General features: G+C 62.9%; 40 protein-coding genes. 21 read left to right on the forward strand and 19 right to left on the reverse strand.

The annotated features are described in order from the left end of the window. Positions 1-9 precede the first annotated feature (9 nt). Complete coding sequence (gene trxA / locus IWY39_RS02710) at positions 10-330, forward strand: thioredoxin TrxA (protein WP_017184405.1); 321 nt, start codon at positions 10-12, stop codon at positions 328-330. 42 nt (positions 331-372) lie between these two features. Here trxA and IWY39_RS02715 read toward each other — a convergent pair whose 3' ends face one another. Both IWY39_RS02715 and argJ read right to left on the reverse strand, forming a co-directional pair. Continuing rightward, entirely contained in the window at positions 373-1,173 is an 801-nt protein-coding gene (locus IWY39_RS02715; protein WP_167383154.1) for an inositol monophosphatase family protein, read from the reverse strand. Then, complete coding sequence (gene argJ / locus IWY39_RS02720; RefSeq protein WP_107123925.1) at positions 1,170-2,393, reverse strand: bifunctional glutamate N-acetyltransferase/amino-acid acetyltransferase ArgJ; 1,224 nt, start codon at positions 2,391-2,393, stop codon at positions 1,170-1,172. Before argJ ends, IWY39_RS02715 begins: the two co-directional genes overlap by 4 nt. A 77-nt stretch (positions 2,394-2,470) precedes the next feature. Between argJ and IWY39_RS02725 the strand changes: the two genes are divergently transcribed. The 3 genes from IWY39_RS02725 (at position 2,471) to IWY39_RS02735 (ending at position 6,444) form a co-directional block, all read left to right on the forward strand. Beyond that, positions 2,471-3,106 carry an energy transducer TonB gene (locus IWY39_RS02725; protein ID WP_181316634.1) on the forward strand — a complete coding sequence of 212 codons (636 nt, stop codon included), beginning with the start codon at positions 2,471-2,473 and terminating at the stop codon, positions 3,104-3,106. 117 nt (positions 3,107-3,223) lie between these two features. Then, positions 3,224-5,950 carry a preprotein translocase subunit SecA gene (secA, locus tag IWY39_RS02730; RefSeq protein WP_017184402.1) on the forward strand — a complete coding sequence of 909 codons (2,727 nt, stop codon included), beginning with the start codon at positions 3,224-3,226 and terminating at the stop codon, positions 5,948-5,950. A gap of 128 nt (positions 5,951-6,078) precedes the next feature. Continuing rightward, positions 6,079-6,444: a PilZ domain-containing protein gene (locus IWY39_RS02735; protein WP_017184401.1), complete on the forward strand. Its 366-nt coding sequence runs from the start codon at positions 6,079-6,081 to the stop codon at positions 6,442-6,444. Positions 6,445-6,595: 151 nt separating this feature from the next. On the opposite strand, the gene IWY39_RS02740 is transcribed toward IWY39_RS02735, so the two are convergent. The 15 genes from IWY39_RS02740 to IWY39_RS02810 all read right to left on the reverse strand — a co-directional run bounded on the left by IWY39_RS02740 (position 6,596) and on the right by IWY39_RS02810 (position 14,501). Then, positions 6,596-6,808: a helix-turn-helix transcriptional regulator gene (locus tag IWY39_RS02740; RefSeq protein ID WP_196871329.1), complete on the reverse strand. Its 213-nt coding sequence runs from the start codon at positions 6,806-6,808 to the stop codon at positions 6,596-6,598. Beyond that, entirely contained in the window at positions 6,805-7,236 is a 432-nt protein-coding gene (locus tag IWY39_RS02745; RefSeq protein ID WP_196871330.1) for a DUF4326 domain-containing protein, read from the reverse strand. The genes IWY39_RS02740 and IWY39_RS02745 overlap by 4 nt, the downstream gene beginning before the upstream one ends. Then, positions 7,233-8,129 carry a hypothetical protein gene (locus IWY39_RS02750; RefSeq protein WP_196871331.1) on the reverse strand — a complete coding sequence of 299 codons (897 nt, stop codon included), beginning with the start codon at positions 8,127-8,129 and terminating at the stop codon, positions 7,233-7,235. Before IWY39_RS02750 ends, IWY39_RS02745 begins: the two co-directional genes overlap by 4 nt. 48 nt (positions 8,130-8,177) lie before the next feature. Further along, the gene (locus IWY39_RS02755) at positions 8,178-8,471 is read right to left on the reverse strand and encodes a hypothetical protein (protein ID WP_196871332.1); all 294 of its coding nucleotides are present in this window, start codon (positions 8,469-8,471) and stop codon (positions 8,178-8,180) included. Further along, a complete protein-coding gene (locus tag IWY39_RS02760; RefSeq protein ID WP_196871333.1) occupies positions 8,468-8,881 on the reverse strand; it encodes a hypothetical protein in 414 nt (137 codons plus the stop codon). Before IWY39_RS02760 ends, IWY39_RS02755 begins: the two co-directional genes overlap by 4 nt. Next, positions 8,878-11,034, reverse strand: a complete 2,157-nt coding sequence (locus tag IWY39_RS02765; RefSeq protein ID WP_196871334.1) for a ParB/RepB/Spo0J family partition protein — start codon at positions 11,032-11,034, stop codon at positions 8,878-8,880. Before IWY39_RS02765 ends, IWY39_RS02760 begins: the two co-directional genes overlap by 4 nt. Before the next feature lie 266 nt (positions 11,035-11,300). Further along, entirely contained in the window at positions 11,301-11,732 is a 432-nt protein-coding gene (locus tag IWY39_RS02770) for a hypothetical protein (protein WP_196871335.1), read from the reverse strand. Positions 11,733-11,767: 35 nt separating this feature from the next. Further along, on the reverse strand, positions 11,768-12,028 hold the full coding sequence (locus tag IWY39_RS02775; protein ID WP_196871336.1) for a hypothetical protein: 261 nt from the start codon (positions 12,026-12,028) through the stop codon (positions 11,768-11,770). A gap of 178 nt (positions 12,029-12,206) precedes the next feature. After that, positions 12,207-12,506 carry a MarR family winged helix-turn-helix transcriptional regulator gene (locus IWY39_RS02780; protein ID WP_196871337.1) on the reverse strand — a complete coding sequence of 100 codons (300 nt, stop codon included), beginning with the start codon at positions 12,504-12,506 and terminating at the stop codon, positions 12,207-12,209. Continuing rightward, on the reverse strand, positions 12,503-12,664 hold the full coding sequence (locus IWY39_RS02785; protein WP_196871338.1) for a hypothetical protein: 162 nt from the start codon (positions 12,662-12,664) through the stop codon (positions 12,503-12,505). The genes IWY39_RS02780 and IWY39_RS02785 overlap by 4 nt, the downstream gene beginning before the upstream one ends. Then, positions 12,664-12,999: a hypothetical protein gene (locus IWY39_RS02790; protein WP_196871339.1), complete on the reverse strand. Its 336-nt coding sequence runs from the start codon at positions 12,997-12,999 to the stop codon at positions 12,664-12,666. Before IWY39_RS02790 ends, IWY39_RS02785 begins: the two co-directional genes overlap by 1 nt. Then, complete coding sequence (locus tag IWY39_RS02795) at positions 12,996-13,241, reverse strand: DUF2312 domain-containing protein (RefSeq protein WP_196871340.1); 246 nt, start codon at positions 13,239-13,241, stop codon at positions 12,996-12,998. The genes IWY39_RS02790 and IWY39_RS02795 overlap by 4 nt, the downstream gene beginning before the upstream one ends. Continuing rightward, entirely contained in the window at positions 13,238-13,483 is a 246-nt protein-coding gene (locus IWY39_RS02800; RefSeq protein ID WP_196871341.1) for a hypothetical protein, read from the reverse strand. Before IWY39_RS02800 ends, IWY39_RS02795 begins: the two co-directional genes overlap by 4 nt. Positions 13,484-13,486: 3 nt before the next feature. Next, positions 13,487-13,891, reverse strand: coding sequence for a helix-turn-helix domain-containing protein (locus IWY39_RS02805; RefSeq protein ID WP_196871342.1), 405 nt, complete (start codon positions 13,889-13,891; stop codon positions 13,487-13,489). A gap of 151 nt (positions 13,892-14,042) precedes the next feature. Continuing rightward, complete coding sequence (locus IWY39_RS02810; RefSeq protein WP_196871343.1) at positions 14,043-14,501, reverse strand: hypothetical protein; 459 nt, start codon at positions 14,499-14,501, stop codon at positions 14,043-14,045. Positions 14,502-14,915: 414 nt separating this feature from the next. Between IWY39_RS02810 and IWY39_RS02815 the strand changes: the two genes are divergently transcribed. Together IWY39_RS02815 and IWY39_RS02820 are read left to right on the forward strand one after the other, a co-directional pair. Then, positions 14,916-15,296, forward strand: a complete 381-nt coding sequence (locus IWY39_RS02815) for a hypothetical protein (protein WP_196871344.1) — start codon at positions 14,916-14,918, stop codon at positions 15,294-15,296. Next, entirely contained in the window at positions 15,283-15,480 is a 198-nt protein-coding gene (locus IWY39_RS02820) for a hypothetical protein (protein WP_196871345.1), read from the forward strand. Before IWY39_RS02815 ends, IWY39_RS02820 begins: the two co-directional genes overlap by 14 nt. A 17-nt stretch (positions 15,481-15,497) precedes the next feature. Here IWY39_RS02820 and IWY39_RS02825 read toward each other — a convergent pair whose 3' ends face one another. Continuing rightward, entirely contained in the window at positions 15,498-15,773 is a 276-nt protein-coding gene (locus IWY39_RS02825) for a DNA-binding protein (protein WP_196871346.1), read from the reverse strand. A gap of 5 nt (positions 15,774-15,778) precedes the next feature. Between IWY39_RS02825 and IWY39_RS02830 the strand changes: the two genes are divergently transcribed. Genes IWY39_RS02830 through IWY39_RS02840 form a run of 3 tightly spaced genes read left to right on the forward strand, consistent with a single transcriptional unit; the run spans position 15,779 to position 17,003 of the window. After that, positions 15,779-16,234: a helix-turn-helix domain-containing protein gene (locus IWY39_RS02830; protein WP_196871347.1), complete on the forward strand. Its 456-nt coding sequence runs from the start codon at positions 15,779-15,781 to the stop codon at positions 16,232-16,234. 5 nt (positions 16,235-16,239) lie between these two features. Continuing rightward, the gene (locus IWY39_RS23975) at positions 16,240-16,848 is read left to right on the forward strand and encodes a hypothetical protein (protein WP_231377485.1); all 609 of its coding nucleotides are present in this window, start codon (positions 16,240-16,242) and stop codon (positions 16,846-16,848) included. Then, on the forward strand, positions 16,848-17,003 hold the full coding sequence (locus IWY39_RS02840; RefSeq protein WP_196871348.1) for a hypothetical protein: 156 nt from the start codon (positions 16,848-16,850) through the stop codon (positions 17,001-17,003). Before IWY39_RS23975 ends, IWY39_RS02840 begins: the two co-directional genes overlap by 1 nt. Here IWY39_RS02840 and IWY39_RS02845 read toward each other — a convergent pair. Continuing rightward, positions 17,000-17,653 carry an SOS response-associated peptidase gene (locus tag IWY39_RS02845; protein WP_196871349.1) on the reverse strand — a complete coding sequence of 218 codons (654 nt, stop codon included), beginning with the start codon at positions 17,651-17,653 and terminating at the stop codon, positions 17,000-17,002. The genes IWY39_RS02840 and IWY39_RS02845 overlap by 4 nt on opposite strands. 76 nt (positions 17,654-17,729) lie before the next feature. Between IWY39_RS02845 and IWY39_RS02850 the strand changes: the two genes are divergently transcribed. The 12 genes from IWY39_RS02850 (at position 17,730) to IWY39_RS02905 (ending at position 22,404) form a co-directional block, all read left to right on the forward strand. After that, positions 17,730-18,008: a hypothetical protein gene (locus IWY39_RS02850; protein WP_196871350.1), complete on the forward strand. Its 279-nt coding sequence runs from the start codon at positions 17,730-17,732 to the stop codon at positions 18,006-18,008. 65 nt (positions 18,009-18,073) lie between these two features. Beyond that, positions 18,074-18,541: a LexA family protein gene (locus IWY39_RS02855; protein ID WP_196871351.1), complete on the forward strand. Its 468-nt coding sequence runs from the start codon at positions 18,074-18,076 to the stop codon at positions 18,539-18,541. Next, positions 18,504-19,142, forward strand: coding sequence for a hypothetical protein (locus IWY39_RS02860; RefSeq protein ID WP_231377486.1), 639 nt, complete (start codon positions 18,504-18,506; stop codon positions 19,140-19,142). The genes IWY39_RS02855 and IWY39_RS02860 overlap by 38 nt, the downstream gene beginning before the upstream one ends. After that, positions 19,139-19,303 carry a hypothetical protein gene (locus IWY39_RS02865; RefSeq protein ID WP_196871352.1) on the forward strand — a complete coding sequence of 55 codons (165 nt, stop codon included), beginning with the start codon at positions 19,139-19,141 and terminating at the stop codon, positions 19,301-19,303. The genes IWY39_RS02860 and IWY39_RS02865 overlap by 4 nt, the downstream gene beginning before the upstream one ends. Positions 19,304-19,388: 85 nt before the next feature. Then, positions 19,389-19,709 carry a hypothetical protein gene (locus IWY39_RS02870; RefSeq protein ID WP_196871353.1) on the forward strand — a complete coding sequence of 107 codons (321 nt, stop codon included), beginning with the start codon at positions 19,389-19,391 and terminating at the stop codon, positions 19,707-19,709. Positions 19,710-19,720: 11 nt separating this feature from the next. Next, the gene (locus IWY39_RS02875; RefSeq protein WP_196871354.1) at positions 19,721-19,933 is read left to right on the forward strand and encodes a hypothetical protein; all 213 of its coding nucleotides are present in this window, start codon (positions 19,721-19,723) and stop codon (positions 19,931-19,933) included. After that, the gene (locus tag IWY39_RS02880) at positions 19,930-20,100 is read left to right on the forward strand and encodes a hypothetical protein (protein WP_196871355.1); all 171 of its coding nucleotides are present in this window, start codon (positions 19,930-19,932) and stop codon (positions 20,098-20,100) included. The genes IWY39_RS02875 and IWY39_RS02880 overlap by 4 nt, the downstream gene beginning before the upstream one ends. Then, positions 20,100-20,663, forward strand: a complete 564-nt coding sequence (locus IWY39_RS02885) for a host-nuclease inhibitor Gam family protein (RefSeq protein ID WP_196871356.1) — start codon at positions 20,100-20,102, stop codon at positions 20,661-20,663. The genes IWY39_RS02880 and IWY39_RS02885 overlap by 1 nt, the downstream gene beginning before the upstream one ends. Continuing rightward, entirely contained in the window at positions 20,660-20,968 is a 309-nt protein-coding gene (locus IWY39_RS02890) for a hypothetical protein (RefSeq protein ID WP_196871357.1), read from the forward strand. Before IWY39_RS02885 ends, IWY39_RS02890 begins: the two co-directional genes overlap by 4 nt. Next, on the forward strand, positions 20,969-21,379 hold the full coding sequence (locus tag IWY39_RS02895) for a hypothetical protein (protein WP_196871358.1): 411 nt from the start codon (positions 20,969-20,971) through the stop codon (positions 21,377-21,379). Next, entirely contained in the window at positions 21,380-21,715 is a 336-nt protein-coding gene (locus IWY39_RS02900; RefSeq protein ID WP_196871359.1) for an HNH endonuclease, read from the forward strand. Positions 21,716-22,005: 290 nt separating this feature from the next. Beyond that, the gene (locus tag IWY39_RS02905; protein ID WP_331274469.1) at positions 22,006-22,404 is read left to right on the forward strand and encodes a P27 family phage terminase small subunit; all 399 of its coding nucleotides are present in this window, start codon (positions 22,006-22,008) and stop codon (positions 22,402-22,404) included. Positions 22,405-22,409: the final 5 nt, after the last annotated feature.

Here is a 22,409-nt window from a genome sequence, read left to right on the forward strand (position 1 = left end):
ATTATAGTCATGGCCACCAAGGCAGTTACCGACAGCAGCTTCAAGGCTGACGTGATCGATTCCGACAAGCCCGTGCTTGTCGATTTCTGGGCCGAATGGTGCGGCCCATGCAAGATGATCGGCCCGGCGCTGGAGGAAATCTCCGACGAACTGGGTGACAAGCTGACGATCGCCAAGGTCAATATCGACGAAAATCCCGACGCGCCGGGTCAATATGGCGTGCGCGGCATCCCGACGATGATCCTGTTCAAAAATGGCGAACCGGCGGCGACCAAGGTTGGCGCAGCGCCCAAGAGTGCGCTCAAGAGCTGGATCGAAGGCGCCCTCTGATCAGTTGGTCCGGGCGTCGTAACGGATACGACGCCCGGACGATCAGCGAAACAGCAGTTCCGCCGCCATGTCCCACAGCCTTGGCGAGGATGCACCGAGCAGACCCCGGCGCATGTCGCCCACGACATAGGCGGTCCCATCGAGCCGCTGGCAGCAGCCGCCCGCTTCGTTCAGAAACAATGTGCCCGCCGCATGGTCCCATGGCAGGGTGCGGGCGAACACCGACACATCATTCTGTCCCAGCACCAGCCGGGGATATTGTTCGGCGGCGCAGCGGGGAATATCGACCAGCGCGAATCTGTCCTGCGACCGTAGCGCGATGTCGGCGCGCTCGTCCGGCGTCATGAAATAGACCGCCAGCGCCGCGATCGGCAGAGCACCGCCACTTTCGCGCGCCTGCACCCGTTCATCATCGATATGACTGCCACCGCCCAGCATCGCATGGCATAGCCGTCCGCTGATCGGATCGAGAATCCAGCCGGCCAGCGTCGTCCCGGCATCCGCCAGCGCGATCATGATGCCGAAGGGTGGCTTGCCGGCAGCGAAATTGCCGGTGCCGTCGATCGGGTCGATGATCCAGTTGAGACCATCGCCCGCCCGGTCGAGGATCGAAGGATCGGCGGCGCAGGCTTCCTCCCCGATAATGCCTGCTTCGGGCAGGATCGCGGCCAGCCCCTCGGCCAGCCGGATTTCACTTTCCTTGTCGGCGATGGTGACAAGATCGTCGGCATCGGCCTTTTCACTGATCTCGCTGCTCGCCAGATTCTGGTAGCGGGGCATCACGACATTGCGGGCCACATCGCGCATCAGCGCGACGACCGGGGCGTGCAGTTCCAGCATCAGCTGCGATAGTCCGCGTTGATCGAAATATAGCCATGGGTGAGGTCACAGGTCCACACCGTTGCGCGGCCTTCGCCCAGCCCCAGGTCGACGCCGATGACGATGTCCTGCCCCTTCAGATGCGCGGCAACCGGCGCTTCGTCATAGCCCTCCACCGCCAGGCCCCCGGTCGCCACCTGAGTCGCGCCGAAACGGATGGAGAGCAGGTCGCGATCAGCCGGTTCGCCAGCCTTGCCGATCGCCATGACGACACGGCCCCAATTGGCGTCCTCACCCGCGATCGCCGTCTTAACCAACGGCGAGTTGGCGATCGACAGGGCGATCCTGTGCGCGCTGTCGTCGCTGGTTGCGCCCTCGACACTGATCTCGACAAATTTGGTCGCGCCTTCGCCATCGCGCACGACGAGATGGGCGAGTTGGCGGCACAGATCGGCCAGCGCGGCGGCAAAGGCGTCGGCGCCTGTATCGTCCATGCTGGTGAGCGGCGCGTTGCCTGCCTTGCCAGTGGCGAAGGCCAGCACGGTATCGCTGGTCGACGTATCGCTATCGACCGTGATGCAGGAAAAGCTGCGGGTGTTGGCGGCCGAGAGCATGGATTGCAGCAGCGCCGGGTCGATCGCGGCATTGGTGAAGATATAGCCGAGCATCGTCGCCATATCCGGCGCGATCATGCCCGACCCCTTGATGATGCCGACCAGATCGACCCGCGTTCCCCCGATCATGGCGGAGACATGGGCGCCCTTGGCGAAGGTGTCGGTCGTGCCGATGCTGTTGGCGGCATCTTCCCAGCCGCAGGGGGCGGCGGCAAAGGCCGCTTCAAGACCAGCCTCTGCCTTGTCGATGGGCAAGGGCACGCCGATCACCCCGGTCGAGGAGACGAATATGTCCGAGGGCTGGCAGGAAAGGTGATTGGCGACCTTGGCCGCGATCGCCTCCACCGCCGCGCGACCGCGATGGCCAGTGAAAGCATTGGCATTGCCCGCATTGACGACGAGTGCGCGCGCCGACCCCAGCGGAATGGCATCCCGGCACCATTCGACTTCAGGGGAGGGGCATTTGCTCTGCGTCGTCACGCCAGCGACCGCCGTGCCTGCGTCGAGTTCGACATAGGTGAGGTCGCACCGCTCCCACGCCTTGTATCCGGCACGGGCGCGACGCAGCGTCACGCCTGCGATCGGAGGCAGGGCCGGAAAGGCGGCGGGGGCGAGGGGGGAGCGTTGCATTCTGTCTCACTTTGTAGAAAGTCGGCATGTCTTTAAGCGGACTGCGCGATTGGACAAGCATGTTTTGGAGTATCTTGATGAGGACGCTTTCGTGCGCGCTGAGCGCCGGATTAATCGCCGTTGCCCTGCCATTGGCCGTGTCAGCCAAAGACAGCAAAGAAAAGGTCGCAAAAGCAGAACCATTGGCCAATCCCGGCAGTTGGTTCAGCGACGAAGATTATCCAGTCGCCGCTAATCTGGACGGCACAGAAGGCAAGGCAGGCTTTAAACTGGGTATCGGACTGGACGGACGGGTTGTCGATTGCGCCATCACAGTTGGAAGCGGATCGGAAGTTCTTGACGAAACGACATGCACGATCCTCAAGCAGCGAGCACGATTCAAGCCTGCAACAAATGCAAAAGGCGTAATTGTTCCTGGCGTTTACTCTGGCATGATCACTTGGCGCATCCCGCAAAACCACGCGGTGCGACTGACTGATCAACACAAGCGCCTGAGCTTGGCATTTGACGTGGACGAGGAAGGCGTCGTTGAAAACTGCAAAATCGTGGAAAATCTCGGGAATGCGACCTATGTAGCATCATTATCCCGTGTGGTTGACCCGTGCGAAGTCATGACAACGCGGAATCGTCCCACCCCGGTGCTGGATGCCGAGGGCAACGCGATCAAGGTTCATGTCGAAACGACTACCGAGACGAAAATCACGCCGCGATAACAGCTGCTGATCGTATCCGCCTTGATTGACTATCGGTTGAGCGCTCCCTAAATCGCCGCGCATGTCTGCGCGTGGTCTCTGTTCGGGGCACGCTTCCCTATTGTGTCAGGAATTTGCATGTTCGGCGCCCTCGCCAAGTCCATCTTCGGATCGTCCAACGAACGTTATGTGAAGTCGCTGGGCAAGATCGTCGACAAGATCGCCTCGTTCGAGCCATCGGTTCAGGCGCTGAACGACGCGGATCTGGCAGCGCAGACGGTGCGTTTTCGTGAACGGCTGGCTGCTGGCGAGACGCTGGACGACCTGCTGCCCGAAGCCTTCGCCACTGTACGCGAAGCCGCCGTCCGGGTGCTGGGCATGCGGCATTTCGATGTGCAGATGGTGGGCGGCATCGTCCTGCATCGCGGCGAAATCGCCGAAATGCGGACGGGTGAAGGCAAGACGCTGGTGGCGACGCTGGCCACCTATCTCAACGCGCTGGAGGGCAAGGGCGTCCATGTCGTTACCGTCAACGACTATCTGGCCAGCCGCGACTGCGAATGGATGGGGCAGGTCTATCGCTTCCTGGGGCTGACGACCGGCGTGATCGTGCCGAATATCAGCGAGGATCAGCGCCGCGCCGCCTATGCCGCCGACATCACCTATGCGACGAATAACGAGCTGGGCTTCGACTATCTGCGCGACAATATGAAATATGACCGCGCGTCGATGGTCCAGCGCCCCTTCAATTTCGCCATCGTCGACGAAGTGGACTCGATCCTGATCGATGAGGCGCGCACGCCGCTGATCATTTCCGGGCCGACCGACGACAAGTCGGAACTCTATGTCGCGGTCGATGCGATCGTGAAGCAGATCGACGAATCCGATTATGAAAAGGACGAGAAGCAGCGTTCCGTCACCCTGACCGAAGAGGGGACGGAAAAGATCGAGCGGCTGCTGGAGGCGGCGGGGCTGCTACAGGGCAGCAACCTCTATGATTTTGAAAATACGCAGGTCGTCCATCACGTGAACCAGGCGCTGCGCGCGGTCGTGATGTTCCGCCGCGACATCGATTATATCGTCAAGGACGGCAAGGTCGTCATCATCGACGAATTTACCGGCCGCATGATGGACGGGCGCCGCTGGTCCGACGGGCTGCATCAGGCTGTGGAAGCCAAGGAAGGCGTCCAGATCGAGCCGGAGAACCAGACGCTGGCGTCGGTCACCTTCCAGAATTATTTCCGCATGTATCCCAAGATTTCGGGCATGACCGGCACCGCTTCCACCGAAGCGACCGAATTCTACGAAATCTACAAGATGAACGTCGTCACCATCCCCACCAACAAGCCGGTGCAGCGGATCGACGAGCAGGACAGTTTCTACAAGAATATCGAGGACAAGTTCCGCGGCATTGCCCGCACGATCAAGGAACATTCGGAAAAGGGCCAGCCAGTGCTGGTCGGCACCGTGTCGATCGAAAAGTCCGAAATGCTGTCCGAATTCCTCAACCAGGAAGGCGTGCCGCACGCGGTGCTGAACGCGCGCTTCCATGAGAGCGAGGCGCACATCGTGGCGCAGGCCGGGCGCAAGGGCGTGGTGACGATCGCCACCAACATGGCCGGGCGCGGGACCGACATCCAGCTGGGCGGCAATCTGGAACTACGGGTCGAGGATGAATTGCGCGACATGCCCGAAGGGCCGGAGCGCGACGCCGCGATCGAAGCGATCAGGGCGGAAATTGCGGCGGAGAAAGCCGAAGTGCTGGCGGCCGGCGGTCTGTTCGTGCTGGCGACCGAGCGGCACGAAAGCCGCCGTATCGACAATCAGCTGCGCGGCCGTTCGGGCCGTCAGGGCGATCCGGGCCTGTCGCGCTTCTACCTCAGCCTGGACGACGACCTGATGCGCATCTTTGGCCCGGACACGATGTTCGCCAAGATGATCCGGTCCAACCTGGAAGATGGCGAAGCGCTTCCCCCGTCCAAATGGCTGAGCAAGGCGATCGAGACCGCGCAGAAGAAGGTCGAGGCGCGCAACTACGATATTCGCAAGCAGGTCGTCGAATATGACGACGTCATGAACGACCAGCGCAAGGTGATTTACGAGCAGCGGTCCGACATCATGGATGCAGAGACGGTCGACGATGTCGTCACCGACATGCGCCATGAAACCGTCAACGACATTGTCGGCAGCAGCTGCCCGCCCGGCACCTATCCCGAACAATGGGACATCGCCAAGCTGAAGGCGCGCACGCTGGAAATTCTGGGTCTTGAGCCGGATTTCGATGCCTGGCTGGCCGAAGATGCGGTCGACCCTGAAATGATCGAGGAGCGGCTCTCCGCCCTTGCCGACGAAACCGTCGCGGACAAGGTGCGGGAGGTCGATCCGGCGGACTGGCACATGATCGAAAAGTCGATTCTGCTCCAGAGCCTGGATCATCACTGGAAAGAGCATCTCTCGACGCTCGATGCGCTGCGGCAGGTCGTGCATCTGCGCGCCTATGCGCAAAAGACGCCGATCAACGAATATAAGCAGGAAGCCTTTGCCCTGTTCGAGCGGATGCTGGAAAATATCCGGGAGGATGTGACCGGATCGATCGCGCGGGTGCAGTTCCGCATGGACGCGCCGCTGCCCGAATTCGACCTGCCCGTGCTACCCGATTTCATCACGACCCATATCGATCCTTTCTCCGGCGAAGATAACAGCGCTGATTTCGATGCGGGGACATTTGGCGGGATCACGACGACGATCCCGCGCGCGCCTGCGGTCCCGGCCGGTGAATTTGCCAATCTGGACATCAGCCGCAATGCGCCGTGCCCCTGTGGTTCGGGCCAGAAATACAAGCATTGCCACGGCGCGCTGGCCTGATTTCCAATCGGGGGGGGGCAGAGACCCGTTCATACCTGCCCCCCCCGGTTAACCAGCCCGCTTATCGCTTCTGCAAGATTGCTGCGACAGATTCACATCTGATCCTGGGGGGAAACCGGGAGACAGCGATGAACAGCATCCATTACAGGCCGCAGGTCCAACGTCGCCGCGAAAGCCGCTTCATAGCCAATGCCCGCGCGACGCTTTTATGGGACGGCGTCACCGAACCTGTCACCATCCTGAATATCTCTTCCTACGGCGCGCTCGTCACTGGCCTGTATCTACCGCCGATCGGCGCGCGCGTTACGGTGATTGCCGACTATCTGGAAGTATGCGGTACGGTGATCTGGTGCGGCGTGGAGCGTTGCGGCCTGTTGCTGAGCCGAGAGATAGACCCATTGGCGGTGATCGCCGAACCATCGGTCAGCACGGTGGACCCAACCCCGCAACGCGAAATCAGCCTGAAACGGATTGCGCCCGGAACCTACGCCTGAGCACCGCGAGGCCGGATAGGCCGCGTTTCAAAAACATGTAGCGAGATGCGATATTGGCGGAAGGGGTGGGATTCGGATTGGTCTGATTTTTGCGCGATAAACATGGTATTTTCCTGCCTTCGAATTTCTGATGCCCCCGAGGATGACCCCGTCAGGAAGGTGGATTGCGGATGTTTTGGGTTGCCCATTCGAGAATTTCGGAGCGCAGCCAGGCTACGCTGGCCGGACCGATTCGGTGGCCTTTGGGAAAGCGCTTCTGCTTGATCCAGCGGTAGATCGTCGCCTTGTCCTTCGGCACGATCTCCCTGACCTGGCGCATGGTCAGGAAACGGTCGTCTGGAGAAATGCGGGTAAGGTCGCTCATCGACCTTCGCTCCTATTGGCGACATCGAGAAGGACGTCGGCGTGGCACCACGGAGAGGTTGTCGGGCACCAGCATTGCAAATCCTTGCCTTCCAGATCTGGAAGGCGCGCAATGAGCCGATCGCGCCATCGGCGCAGCCCGGCGATCTCATCTTCGCCAAAGCCAGCGCGGGTGAGAATATGCGGGTTGAGGTCGCCCTTTATCCAGGCTGCGTAGAGGATGACACTCCGCGCATGACCGATCTTCGGCCGCCCGGCGAACGGGTTACCCCAATCCGTCGGTCGACCCACATACACCGCGCCTGGCGGGGTTCGGACATTCTTCCGACGCGTGCGATGCAAGCGGCGCGGCGAACCTGAATTAGAGTGGGCGGCGCAGCCGCCGTTGATCGGCGGGGCGAAGCCCCGCCGATCCGCGAGGGTCGTCATGCCGTGACAAGCTCCTTTAGCGCATTGTGGCGCTGTTCGAGATCGATGGCTGGATTGAAGCCAGCATGGGGTCCGAGATCGATCGCCTGACGTAATCCCTCAACCATCAGTTCGAGGCATTGTGTTCTGGCCCGAGCGGCCAGATCGGCCAGATCGGCCCGAGCGGCCAGATCGGCCAGAGCGGCCAGATCGGCCCGAGCGGCCAGAGCGGCCAGAGCGGCCAGATCGGCCAGATCGGCCCGAGCGGCCAGAGCGGCCCGAGCGGCCCGAGCGGCCAGATCGGCCAGATCGGCCCGAGCGGCCAGATCGGCCCGAGCGGCCAGAGCGGCCCGAGCGGCCCGAGCGGCCAGATCGGCCAGAGCGGCCCGAGCGGCCAGATCGGCCAGATCGGCCCGAGCGGCCAGATCGGCCCGAGCGGCCAGAGCGGCCCGAGCGGCCAGATCGGCCAGAGCGGCCCGAGCGGCCAGAGCGGCCAGAGCGGCCCGAGCGGCGATATCCCGGAACTCGGCGTCGCTGCGCGCCACCTCGCATCGCGACGCTAAAGCGTCGAATTGAGGGATCTGATAGGCGCGCAGCCAAATGGGCGCGATTTTGTTGATGCCCCACATCGCCAAAAACTTCGCGCGAGCGTGCTCATCGTCGATCGTTCCGCGCGTCCCGGCAATGAGCGGTACCATCGGCTTGAGCAGGCGGTCCCGCATGGCGTCGGGCATGTTATCGTTGAGCGTGATACCATAGCGACCAAGTACTGGGCAGGCGCACAGCGGTCGGTCACTGTGGGCTTCACCAGCGAACCAGGCCGTCATCTCCATAAAACACATGCCTTCGGCAGCGTTACTATGCGTTCCGGAACTCAGCCGGACCTCGTTAATCTGTGAGAAGTCGAACGTCATGATCAGTCTCCTTGCTTGTACACGGGGCGATGGGATGGGCGGCGGCACTCATGCCGCTTGCTTCTTGCGCAGGTGGCGGAGCTGCTCGACCCAGGCGTCGTCATTGGCGGGGCTGACGTCCGGGTGGATCTTGCGGAAGGCGCGATGGTGCCAGATGGCCTTGGGCGGGAAGCCTTCAAAACCGAGCATCAGGCCGCAGTCGCATTCGACGACGATGCTGACCCTGAGAACCTGTTCCTTGCGCGGCGGATCATAGGGACAGGGGGTCACATGATCGTCGCCGACCCAATTGTCGCTGATGCAGACAGCGAGATCGCCGACCTTCCAATTCTCCTCGGTCATGCGATGCGCCTTTCGAGTTGGGATGCCCGCGTGGTGAGCAGCTGCTCGGCCGTCATGGCGTTGCTGCCGGTGAAGAGGCGAGGGACGAGCGCGAGGGCGGTGCAGCGATCGCCGGCCGAGCAGGCCGCGATGAAATCGTGCAGGTCGCGCGGATCGATCGGCCCCTCCACATCCTCATCAAAATGCCAGCCATCTTCGGACAGGACGTCGATCGCTTCGTCGCGATCGACTTCGGCATTGCGCACCATCAGGCGATCGCCGCCGTTGCGCTGGAAGGCGGCAATGCCGTCCTGTCCCTCGACGCGATAGGTGACGGTCACCCTGACAGCCTTGACGATCGCGCCCTTCAGCTGGCTGACGCCCATGGCGCGGACAACCGCGCCGAGCGAGACATTGGCGTCGAGCTTCATGCCGCTGTCTCCAGTTCCTGTTCGCGGGCAATGACGGCGAACATGCGCGGTCGGAAGCGGAGCATGGGGTGGACCCAGTCCGCGACCTTCTTGAGCGTGCGGGCTACCGGCGCTGACAGGTCTGAGGCCTTGAGCTTTTCGAGCGCCAGATATTCGCCGTTGGTGACGTGTGGGTGGATCAGGGCCAGCTGGCCGGCGCGGGGGAGGAGGGCGATCATTTCCTCGGTCGGTTCGATCAGCGTCCGCTGGCGTTCCGGCTCATGATAGCCCGCCAGCAGCGCGACATGATCGTGTAGCTCTACCTCATATCCGCCGGCGCTGGCCGATCGCTCGAGCGCGCAGCCAGTGACGATCGCGGCGACTTCCTGCTTCCAATGCCAGTCTTCGACCCGAAAGGCGTCGAAGGCGGTGACCAGATCCTTGTCGGTCACCGCGGGGTGCTGCTTCAGGCGATCAACCGCCGCTTTCCAGGTGCGATGCGCCTTTGTGCGTTCAAGATGAGACGCCGCTTCTACCGGCTGCAATTCCTGCCGCGCGGCAAGTCCAGCGAGTCCACGCTGGTGGGCGCGTGACGTGATCATGCCGCCGTCTGTTATCCGGTCGCGCATAAGCGACCAGAGCAGATAGTCCAGCGCGACGCTGCTATTGCGCAGGCCAACAGCGAATGCTTCATTGAGCAGCGCGGCGCGGAGCATTTCCCGGCGCAGGGAGCGCATGATCTGCACGCCGTCGGCAGTCAGGCCATGCTCGTCGCGGATCAGCGCATCGGCCTTCGCCCGTTCGCCATAGCCGCTGCCGCCATCGATCGCTTCGGCCGATCGTTCGAGCGATCGGCGGGCGTCGGGACCGGGCATTGCGGCGCGCGCTATCGGGCCGACCGACACGGCGCGAGGTGGTGGCGCGTCCGGCAGTTTGCGCGCCGCTGCCTCGGCCTTCTCCTTCGCCTTGCGATCGGTCCACCAAAAGCGGAGATCGGTTTCACCATCCTCCTGGACGATGAGGGTGGCGAAGGCCTGGGCCGGAATCGCGAGGACGAGGCGATCCTGAAGGGCTGCAAGCTCCACCTCCATCGGCTCGATATGTTCGTCGATTGCGGCGATGCAGTGGGCGATGATGTCTTTGGACACGTCTTCGTCGTCGAGCACCGCCAATGCCTGTTCTTCCAGACGGGCCATCCAGAAGCCGAGCCAGGCGAGGCGCTGCGCGTCTTCAGCGTCGGCCGGTTGTGGTTCGGCGAAGATCTCCAGCGATGTATCAACGCCCTGGTCGTAGCTGCCGATCATCAGTTGCGGCGGAGCGGGCTGGAACACCAGCGCCCGTCCGCATTGTTTGCGGACGCGGGTGCGGATGGCATCGAGGCGCGCGTCGGCCAGCTGCATGAGCAGACCTTCATCGGCGACGCGGCCGCGCTGTTCGGCATCGTCGGCGAACATGTCCAGCTCATAGCGCCCGCCGGCGTCGGCATATGCAGCGTCGCCGACAAAGCGGAGCATCTTTTCGAGATCGCGATCGCCGATGCGCAGCAGCTTGCGGATCTCGGCGGCGGAGCGGCGCCAGTCGCCCGGCGCATAGGCAGCGATCTTCTCAAAGATATGCAGCTGCAGGGTAACGTCCTCGGTCGCGCCCAGCGCCTTGGCCTGGTCCTGGCTGATCTCGCCCAGTTCGAGCGCGGCGAAGATGGTGGGGTGAAGATTGCCGAGCCGCGCCCAGCGGCGGATTGTCTCGATCGTCTGACCATTGGTGTCAGCAATTTCACTAAACGACCGCCCTTCGGCATGGGCGCGGGCGACGGCCGCATAGATTTCATAGGGGCGAAGGTCGACACGGACGAGGTTCTCCGCGAGGCTGAATTCGCGCAGTTCCCCTTCATCCTCGATTTCGAGCAGGATGACGTCGATCGGATGGTCGGCGGGCAGCCGGCCTGCATCGATGAGCGTGCGGAAGGCGCGATAGCGACGGCCGCCAGCGATCGCGCCATAGACGCGCTTGCGACCGCGACTGCCCTTGATGGGATGTACGGTGAGGGGCTGGATCTGGCCGCGACGCAGTAGCGATTCCGCCATGCCATTGACGGCATTGGCGTCGACCTGGTTGGTGCGGGCGTTGAAAGGCGACACGCATAGCGCGTCGATCGTCATCGTGGTAACGGACATGGGTCTTCTCCTGGTCAGATGCTCCTTGGTGGGGAGGTTGGCGGGGGTGGATTGGTCCGGACCGGCGCAGGGCATGGCCCCGGTCCGGACCCGCTTCGCCTGGCCAGCGGGGGTGAGAGAACTGGCAGGCGGGCGTTTGGGGAGGCATGCGAACGGGGCGTCCGAATGCAGAGCTGGCGTGATGAGGGCGAGTTGACGCCCTTCCATCGGAAATTGCGCGTCGAGCGCTTCGCACGTCGCGCAGGAGCAAAGGGCGAGGGCGGGCTTCATGCCGCGACGCTCCGGACATAGAGAGTCTCGTTCGTCACCGGATCGACACCAATGCGCGTCAATTCTACAGTCGCGCCGGACGGATCGAGCAAGTGGGTACTACCCTCAGCCTCGATCAAAACGCGCGTCCGGCGCGCCATAATGAGAAGCCAGCGACGCATTGGCTCCCGCTTCCACGCGTCGGGCCGGTGGCAATGCGCGATGACATAGCCCGCCGAATTAAGATCGAGCACCACACCGGTGCGATCTGGTCGGAGCGCATGAGGCAAACGAAGCTCTTTGACCGACTGACTGCCTAGCCACCAGCACATGAAGATCTGGCAGGGCTCCGGACGATCGGCATAGATGGAACAGCCAGTCCCGGTGCAGTGCTGGCACGGGGTGTGCGCGGGTTTGGGCGGCGCGGGAAGCGGTGGCGTCACTTTCATGACGGTGCAACACAAGGTGCAGTTTCCACAGCCGCTCATGACGCACCCGATGACTGGCGCGCCTGCCATGCCTCAAAGGCTTTAGCGTGGGTGGCGCACAGATCCTTGTCCGGAGCCGGTGACGTGGTGCAGCGGTTGCAGACCGGCGCGTCGCAGGTGCCGCCTGTTTCCGGTATCTTCCAGTCGCAGAGCAAAGGAGCAGGACGACCGCAGGCGCATCGTGCGCGCGTTCGGCCACGGCCAGAGCAGACAATGGCGCGACCGCCGCCGGGGAGGGTGACGACATCGCAGGTCATGACAGCCGCTCTTCCGGTGCGTCGATTGTCATCGTGGCGTCGCAGCAGCGAGGCCAGCCGTGGCGCAGCGCGCCCGGGGGATCGACGCGGGTCGAGCGGCCACAGGTGCGGCACCAGATCATGCCGCGCCGGAGCCGATGATGGCTCTGGGCGAGACGATCGTGGAGGCCGACGCACATCAGGCATTCTCCTGCGCAAAGGCGGCGCGTAGGGCGCGGCCGGGGTCGGTGGCCGAGACGAGGCAGTCGCGGCGATCGGGACCGGAGCGGGCGTGGGTGAGAAGGCCGAGCGTCTTCAGCTTCTGGACAGCGCGCGTGACGACTGGTTTGGCGACGCCCATTTCGTTGGCGAGATCGCGGACATGGTGCGGGCCGTCGCTGTCGGCGACGATGCCAAGCAGGGCCAGCTGGCGCAGGCTCAGTTCACAATAGTCGGGCGACCGTACGTAGCGGAGCGCTGCGGTGACCAGGTCCGTCATGCCGCCGTCCTTTCGAAGAGGATGGCGCGGATCTTGTCCTTCGTGACCGAACGGTCGAGGCGATAGGTGCGGTTGTAGATCTGCGTGACGCTGTCGCCATCGGCAAACATCGTGCGGAGTTCGGCCGGGCTGAGCGGCGTGGTGCGGGGCGGGCGCATCAGGACAGCCCATCCAACTGATCGGCGATCGACTGGAGATCAGCGATCAGGCGCTTGAGGCCGGGGCGGGAGAGGGTGGTGGTGACGGATTCGTCGCTGGGAATTTCAGTGTTGCCGCCCCAGATCGACAGTATGACCTGGCGCAGCGGCGTGCAGGGTGCCCAGGCGACGGCGAGGCCTTCGCACAGCGGGACGTTTGTCGTCATCCCGGGATAGAATGGGTGCGGCACCCATGCTTCGCCCCGTTCGGTGACGATGAGCGGCGCGCGCATCGGCGGGAACGGATCCTGCCGATCGCCGCCGGGCGAGGGGAGAATATGGACCGCGCCCATCATTCCATCCCCAGCGCGGCGAGATAGGTCTGAAGGATCGCCTCCATTTCACGCCGGTCATGCGGGTGCATCTTCCGCAGGCGGACGATCTGGCGCATGATCTTGGGGTCGTAGCCGGTCGCCTTGCCCTCGAGATAGACATCCTTGATGTCGTCACCGATGCCCTTCTTTTCCTCTTCCAGCCGCTCGATACGTTCGATCAGCAGGCGCAGCTGATCGGCGGCGACGTTGTTGTCTCCACTCATGACTGCATCCACCAGATGAGGGCGGCGGCGAAGAGACCGGCGATTACGCCCAGCAAAATCGCACCGCTTAGTCCCTCCAGATCGGCGTCGATCTGTGCCTGGGTTTCGTCGATGAAGGTGATGGGGTGCCGGGGTTCATCGAAGTGCAGGCGATCGCGAACGCTTTTCGCCAGAGTGAGATCGATCGGGCGATCGGTATAGGTGCGCGGACGGAAGGGCCGGATTTCGGGTGTGCGGGGCATGGGTCAGGCCTCCTTGATGGCTGGTTGCTGTGGGCAGGCGGTCGGGACGCAGGCGGTGCAGCTGTCGGCGGTGGACCAGCCGCAGCAATCAAGGCTGTTCGGATCGACACAGGGGTCTTGATCGGAGCAGCCGCAAATCAGGCAGATGCGGGTGACGGCGGAAGTGTCGCCATAGCTGCGCGCGTCGATCAGCTGCTGCAGGATCCGGCGTGAGAAGCGGAAGGCGTCCGCCAAAGTTTCAATGACGTCAGGGCTGAGCGCGGCGACATCATTTTCGATCCGGGTGATCCAGCCGCAGCGATCAATCTCTCCCAGCCGCGGCGCGGTGTGGACCATCGCAGCGACATCCTCGATCGACAGGCCTGCGGCCTGGCGGCGAAGCTTGAGATAGGTGCCGGGTGATAGCATGGCGGTGGCCTTGCGGATTGAGGCAGCAGAATGGCCTTCCCGAAAGCGCGAAGATCGCGCCGGGTTGGCCGGTTTCCTGATTGGGTCTTGAGGGGGGAGATTAGCCGCTCAGCGCTTCAACTCTGGTGAGCAGGCGTCCCCGCTGTGTTCATCAAGGCGGCTTGCGGCCGAGACGGGTAAGAATCCTGTCCGCCCATTGGCGGACATCGAGAACCTGTTTAGTGGCGATCACCTGTTCCGCGTCGCCTGCGTCCGGCTCAGCGGCTTCCAACAGCGCGAGATTGGCTTCGTTTGTCTCGCGCATGAAGTCGATCGTCTCGCGGCGCAGTTCCTGCTTGTCCCCGAACGCATCGCCGGCGGCGATCCGGACCATGTCGCCATGCGCTTCGAACAAGGGCGCACCGACGCCGCCATGGCTTTGAAAAAGGATATCGAGCGCGATCGCGATGGGCAGGCTGATCTGTTCGGCGCGATCGACATCGCCCCATGCGCGGACGGTACGCGCTTGGTAGCCGACATGAACGGCCATCGCATCCCATCCACCGTCGACCTGCCCGGCGATGCGGGCGAGGGCGGTGTCGATCGAGATGGGGGGGCGCAGCTTGGTCATGCGGCAGCGCCAGAAATATCTCCGGCTCCCTCGCCAGGTGCGACCCGAAGGCATTGAGGGAGGGACGGCGCGCGATCGGCCAGATGCGCGGCGGCACGTCCAGGGCGGCCGGAACGCCCATGACTGTAAAAGGCCGCCGCCGACTCCAAGCGGTCAAACATAATGTCGGCGGCGGCAGGCATGGCCCCGGCAAAGGGTCGACTATGGGAGCCGGGGGCCACGGGGCTGGAGAACCTAGAGCCAAGCGCACCAAAAGTGCGCGGCGATTGGGAGAGACGCGGCTTGGCGTCATGCATATTTCGGCAAGAATATGCATGATGACATGGATTTGATGCGCCTTTGGGGGCCGGGCTGGACGCCCGACCCCGTCCGGCTATCGTGTGAGTCACCACAACCACACGAAGGACGGAAAACATGGGAGAAGTAGACGCGATCGCCGCGCTCCAGGCGCGCATCGTTGCGCTGGAAGACAAGCAGAAGAGCGATGTCGCATATCTGCGCGATACGTTCGATCGCATCGATGTGGCCGTCAACGCGAGCAAATCGCTGGAAGAGCATGTTGTCATTCCAATGCTCCTTCGGTTGGCCGGCTTTGGTCATCGCGATGAACTGGCAGAGATGCTGGCTGGTCTGTTGCTGGCGATCCGGGATGACGAACCGCATCCCCGGCGCGATCTGGAGCAGGCGCGGGCGACATATTGGAAGACGCAGGTTCAGCAGAAGATGCCGAAGTGGCACGGCTTCCATCCCGAGGGGTATTTCCCGGACGAGGAGGCCCCCGATGAAGCACCTTGATTTGCGCTGCCGCGAAATCAACCTGTGCCTTGATCAGGGCGGACAAGGCAGCGCTGACACCCCAGTGCACCTCGTTGATATCGCCGTCGACGATCGCGAAGACTTCGCGTGCCGCCTGCGCTTCGGCCAGGCCGCGCCAGTATGTCAGGCGATCTTGCGCGGTGCGGGGGTCCAGATGCCGTGATTGAGGCTCACCGAGGTTCATGGCCGCAAACCTTCAAGCCGGTCGTCGCCATGCTTGGGTGGCGTGCCTGGCGCTGGAGCGTCTTCCTTGATGCCCAAAGCCACGGCGATGCGGTGCGATTCGCCATGACGACAGGCGCGCCGACCGGTCAGAACCGATTGCACCAGGCTCACGGAGAAGGAGCGCTCACGCGCCCACTCGCTGATATTGGTGCCGGAAGCGGCAAATTGCTCACGAACCGCGAGCGCACGCGCTTTCAGCCCCTCAGCAGATGTGACTCCGACCCCAAACATGTGCAATGTGCCAAATTGTTGTAACCGAGCACAGTGATTTACTAGTTGTGATAAACAGTCAAGCTGAAATTATCGATTCAGATAATATCGCCGGGCGTCTTCGTGCTGCCCGGAATGCAATGGGCTTGTCGCAGCGAGATTTTGCTGGGTTGGGTGGTGTCACGTTAAACACCCAACATCGTTACGAAGCTGGGACGTTCCCACCAGTGGAATATCTGCTCCGAGTCGGTGAAGCTGGCGCCGACTGGTACTGGATTGTCACTGGCAGAAGGATCGGCGATGCGCTTAGCCAAGAGGAGACCGCTTTCCTCGACGCCTTTCGCCAGATGGACGACGCCGGACGGGCTGCGCTCCTTCTGGTCGCACAGCGCATGGTTAGCAACACACCACAGGCAAACTCAGTCACGCCTGTGTCGATGGCGCTGCATGATGGGCAATCAGATTATAAAGGGGCGAAGTAGAGATCATGAAGAAAATAGGCGCCTTGCTGATTGTCATCGGCGCGCTATTAGCGGCGATAGCTCTGCTAATCCTGCCCTCCACTGTCAACACTGAGGAAATGCGCCTGGCCGATTTTGGCGGCATGGTCGGCACGGGCAGCTATTCCGAAACCTACAATCTGGCGCGCGCGCAACTGCGCGAGATGATCTTCCTGGGCGGTATCGCACTCAGCCTGGCCGGAGTGCTGCTGTTCGTGGGCGGTGCGCTGGGTGAACGGCTAGAGCGTCTCACGTTTTCCATCAAAAATGACCAGCATGTCGCCGTTATTCCTGAGAGCGAGATCGCGGATGTGCCAAGCGTTCCGAGCCCCGAATATATTGCACGAGATCCCGAGGATGAGGCGAAGGATGCGCTGTTCAATAAAGTGCTCATTTCCCTCATCTTCGTGCCCATTGCGATTATTGGGGCAATCCTCTTAATCGTTGCGCAGAATGGCGGACTGCAGTCGGAAACTGAAGCCACAATGCCGACCGCCGATTCTGCCAATGCCGCTGAAAATGCATCACAGGCGGCGGACGAGGCCATGAACGCCGCGCTACGCGCCGCAGACAACGCCGCACGGGCTGCAAGATAATGACAGTGGAGCGTACCCGAACAGACCAAGACGTCGATGTTCTTTCCGACGCTGATGTCTTAGCGATCTGGCTGGAGGCTGCCGATCCGGAGCATCCGACACCGCGCGAAGAAGCGGCGCTGCAGGTGATAGAGGCGCGAAACCTAGACCTCTAGATCAGAGCAGGCCCGGCAGTTGTCCCGGCCTTTCTGAACCAAGGGGTATCGGTCGCATCGACGATCATGCGATCGGCGGGATAAGGGCGATCGAAGCGATAGAGATGCTCCAGCGGCGCCGTGAGCCATGTGTCCCAGTCCTGCGGATCGAGGATCACCGGCGACCGGTCGTGAATGTGCGCGAGCTCCGGCGCATTGTCAGTCATGACGCCGGTGAATACGTTGCCCCATTCATCGCTGTTCGACCACAGGCCCGCCCAGGCGAAGATGGGCTGGTCCTTCACGGACAGCCATGTTTCGGTCATCGCGCCATCTGGCCCCACCGCTTCGGCATAGCGCGCGGTGGGAATGAGGCAGCGGTGGCGTGGATCTGTCGCTGTGCGTTTCCAGAAGAAGCTGTCAAGCTTGTCGAAGCGAGCGTTGTTCACCGGTTTGGGCTTCAAGGGCTTGCCGGTCTTTCGGCTTTTCTGGGCCAGCGGGAAGCCCCAAGTCATCTGTTCCAGTACGCGATCGCCACCGTCGAGGCGGATGACCGATCCGGGATATTTGGGATGAATTTCAAGCGGACCTTCATTGAAGCGCGATCCCGGCCGCGCATTGAAGAGCTGCAGCACTTTCTGCGTATCGCCACGTTCCGCCCGGTTGCACATGGCGGCAGGGTGGTTTGCGGCAGGGCGAGTGTCAATGCGTTTGACACGACTCGCCGTCATGTTCGCCATATGTACCATGACCGCATGGATACCGAATTGGGCGCAGACAGTCGGCGCGATGGCAGAGCATGGCGTGCGCGTGCAGGTACATTGCACGCAGTGCCGCGCCTATCGCGTGATAGACCCGGCCGTGTTGGTCGCGATCAAGGGGCCCGACTACAGCCTGGTCAACCGGCGTTGCCGATGCCGGCTGACCGAAGGATGCCTGGGCTGGAATAACTTCCATTATCTGCACGGGGTGATGCGACCATTATGGGTGTATGAGGAGGTCTATCCACGATGGCTGCGGGAATGATGACCGCGCTTGCTGGCCTTTCGTCTGATTTCTCCTTATGTTCTCCCGATCGGGAGGCCTGCTTTATGGGCATGTTGGAAGGGATACCGCGCCTGTCGCCGGAGATGGCGAGCAGGAAGCTGCAGGTGCTGGCCTTCGTTCGGATGTTTCATGCCCAGCATGGGGTGGGCCCATCGCTCAGTGAGATGGCCGCCGCGATAGGCACGAACCGGGCACGGGTGCAGGGCGCGGTCCGCAAGCTGGCGCGGGAGGGGCGGATTCATTATCAGCCAGGCGTGCCGCGCGGTATTCGTCCCGCCGAGAGCCATGAAGAGGCGCTTCAGCTGCTGCAATCCGAAGGGTGGGTGGTCAATCCTGAACGGTTCGAGCTGATCCAGCCGATGGGCCTGCCACTCATTGACCTGGACGAGGCCGGGCATATGACCGTTACAAATCCGAGCCTGCCGCAGACACGCGCGCGCGCGCATGATGCGCGGCGAGCGGGAGACGTGCGGAATGACGAAATTGGGGACGGCAAGCGGGGCGGTGGATAGTGTTCGATCGGCACTGGCGTTGGCAGTTCAGGCCGAGCGGGCGCAGGTGGCGGCAAAGCGGACGGCGATCGAGCAACGTGCGCTGCGCAAGGCGCGAGCCCAGACGCTGGAGCGGTGGCATCACAAGAATGCGGGCACGCCCGAAACCCATGAAGCGCATCGAAGGCAGCGGCCGGGCGCAATCGTGCGGCTCCATGCGTCGGGCTATCTTGACGATGACGAACTGGCCTATGCCGAACAGATCGCGGCGATCGCCTACAGGATCATGGCCGATGTGACCGTCCGAACGGCCAGCCTGGAGACACGGATCGACGGCAGTCGGCATGGCGACGCCTTTTTCGAGGCTCTGGGCGCGGTGTGGAACGAGATGGCCTATTCGCGGTGGCGCACAGCGATCGGCCCGGCCAACGCCAAGCTGGTGCTGGACATCATCGTGCGCGATGTCGGCGTGGCCCGCGCGGCGGTGCTGCATGGGGTGCATGTGCGGCGGGCGCGGCGGATGCTGACCGATGCGCTGGCGCTGTGGGCGCAGACGCATCGCACAGTGCGGGATGAGGTGACACCGGCCGACCTGGCGGCGGCGCATGTCGGACTGATATGATACTGGCGGACCGCACCATCGTTATCGACGGTATTAAAGTCGGCACCACGCAGATGATGGAAGTGCGGCAGGGGCGCGAGATCCGCATCGACCTGCGTTTCGTGCCGTGGTGGCCGGGCATGTTCCACCTGATGGCGCGGGAGGCGGACCGGCTGCGTTGATCACCCGATTCCGTTATTTCCGCGTCGTTACAAAAACGAGCCTGCCAAAGTGGCCACGAACAGGGCATATCCGACCCCGCGCTAATTGCGTCATGAGCCCGCCGATCCCCCCATCGGCGGGCTTTTTGCGTCGATGGAGGTTGCCCTGGCCATTTCGCCTACCCGGCCTTCGATCCCCGACAGTCTCGAAAATGCCAGCCATGCGCTGGACGAGCTGATCCGCGATGCCCGCCTGTCCCACCCCCAGACATCCCGGCGCCGCCACGACATGGTCATGGCCGAGCTGGAAGAGCGGGCGCAAGCCATAGCGGCCTCCATCGTCGCATCGTTTCGTGGTGCAGCCGCACCATCCGCTTCGCCGCTGTCGTTCGAGACGCACGGCGACAGGGCAGAAGCCTGGTACTGAAGGACTGATCCATGAGCAGCTTGCCACGCCGTCTGCAAATTCGCGGCCTGAAGGTGCGCGGCTTTAGTCGCAAGACCTTCCGCCTGTCGCGCGATGCCGACGGCATCCTGCGCCCGGTGCGCATAGCGCGCGGCGGAATCATTCTTGGGCCGGAACCGGAGAATAAGCCTGTCGGCTACCGTTGGCCGCGGGTCTTGGATCTGCGTCAGGCATCTGCGACATGAGCGCGATCGACATGGCTGCGCTCGCCCGCATGGCAGAGGGCGATGGCGGCGACGAGATCCGCGTCACCAAAAGGTGGCTGCGGTCGATGATCGCTGAACTCAAATCCCGCGACGCCGCGGCGCAGGCGACGGCCGCGTTCGAGCGTGTCGTGAAGGCGCGCCTCTGATGGGGCGCGTTCGTTCCCCGGCGCAGCGTGCGCCGCAAACGATCGAGCAGGCGCAGGCCTTGTGCGCTCGCTTCGTCGAGCGGAGCGCGCAGGCCGCGCTGATCGTCCAGGCGCGCGACGAGGCAATCGCCGCGGCCAATCAGGACGCGGATACCGAGCTGGTGCCGATCACGGCCGAGCTCAAGGATATCGAGAAGCAGCTCAAGCCCTTCTTCGCAGCCAAGTTCGATGAGCTGACGGGCGGCAAGCGCAAGTCGATCGAGCTTGGCGGCTGCTATCTGGGTTATCGGCTGGACAAGGCCAGCGTTTCCTTTGCCCATGGCAAGGATGACGACATGGCCGTGACGCTGCGCGCGGCCGAGATGACGGACTATGTCCGGACCAAGCATTCGCCCGACAAGGTCGCCATCATGAAGGCGCTGGAGGCCGAGCGCGAGGCGTTCGTCCTGGCGTCCGATGGCACGACCGTGCCGCTGCCGCTGCATGACATGGGCTTTTCGATCAAGCAGGGCGAGAGCTTCTTCCTGGAGCGTGTCGGGCAGAGCGGGGCGATCGAGCCTTGAGCGAAATCCTCGCGGGCGTACGGCTGGTGCGGGCGCTGGAGCGCTCGGCTGAGCTGGCCGGATGTAGCTTCGATTTCGTGGCGCGGGATAGCCGTTCGCTGTCGTGCGGACTCTTTTGCTGTGCCGAGCATCGGCTTCAGGGGATCGTCGCTGGCCAGTCAGCGCAGGCTTGGCTCGATACGCTCGACGAATATGCGATTTTTCTGCCCGGCTACGTGCTGGTGCAACTGGCCGTCGGCGCGATCGAGGAGAAGGGCGAGCAGCTGCTCGTCGAGATCCAGGCGCAGACGGTGAAGGAGGCGTAGATGGTGCGTTATCTGTTGATGTTGCTGGCATGCCTGCTGTGCATTCCGCTTGCGGCATGCGAGACTGCGGCGCAGCGTTGCGCGCAGGCGGCCAACCCGGCCGAATGCATCAAGGTCGCCGACGCCGGCGGCGATGTGAACGACTATCTGCTCTATGGTATGGCGGGCTATATGCTCTCGAGCGCCATGAACGGTGGGCAGCGGCAGACCGTGATCGTGCCGGATCCTCACTATCGTGGGTATCGTCGCCCGATCCCCAGCTATCAGGCCAGTCGGGATTATGTGCGATCGCGCACCGTTACGACGACCACGACCAAGCGCGGGCTGTTCGGCGGTACCAAGACAACGACATCGACGGCGCGCTATAGCTATCGACCATCGTCCTTCCGCTCCTCATTCCGCAGGCGCTAGGTGCCGAGCCAGGCACCGCGCTTTCGCCCGCCGGGATGGAAGCCGCCGGAGCCTTGGGCCACCTCCAAGGGCAAGAGCAGGCAGCAGCGCGGGTATGACGCCGAGCATGATGCCATGCGCAAGCGGGTATTGATCGAAGAGCCATGGTGTCGGGAGTGCATCCGCACCGGCGTGTCGCCGCCAAGGCGGACGACGATCGCGGATCACATGCGCAACCGGGCCGAAGGCGGCACGAACGTCCGCGAGAACTATCAGGGCCTGTGCGATCCGCATAGCAAGGCGAAGACGGCGAAGGAGGCGGCGCGGGCGCGATGGCGCAAGCGGAACGCCGACTGAACAGACCGAATCGATACGTCGATCGACCGATTTTCAAGCAAAATCGGACGCCACGCGATGCAAAACGGGCCAAGTTGAGGGCGGGGGGAGGGTCAAAACTTCCCCTGCCACCCCCCTGGGACCGCGCCTGTGGACATTTTCTTACGCGGTCAAATTCAAAGGGTAAAAAGTGAGGCGGGATGGCACGAGGTGGATCCCGATCGGGCGCAGGACGGAAACGTAAAGATCCGGCGCTAAAGGAAGCGCAGGGGACATACCGCGAAGATCGCGACGCGAAAGTCAACGAGGATGTGCCGATCGGCCCGATGATCGCGCCGCTGCATCTGTCGGAAATCGCGCGCGGTCACTTCGCGACGATCGCAGGCATCCTTGAAGAGCAGAAGCGATCCAGCCCACACTATGCCGAGCATGTCGGCCTGCTGGCACTGCGTCTCGAACAGATCGCGATGTACCAAGCCGTCATCGAAACAGAGGGCTGCACCTTCAGCAGCGAAATCGCCCAGGTCGCGAAGGATGGTGCAGTCATCGCCATTAAGGTGATGAAGCGGGCGCACCCCGCTGTCGCCATGCTCTCCGAAGCGCTCCGCCATGCACAATCGCTGCTCGGCGATTTGATGCTCAATCCAGCCGCCGCCCTGAAGATCGCCAGCGGCCATAAGCAGGAAGCTGGCGACTTCGACGACTTTTAGGAGGA

The sequence above is a fragment of the Sphingobium sp. JAI105 genome (assembly GCF_015752145.1).
GTDB classification, from domain to species: Bacteria; Pseudomonadota; Alphaproteobacteria; order Sphingomonadales; family Sphingomonadaceae; genus Sphingobium; species Sphingobium xenophagum.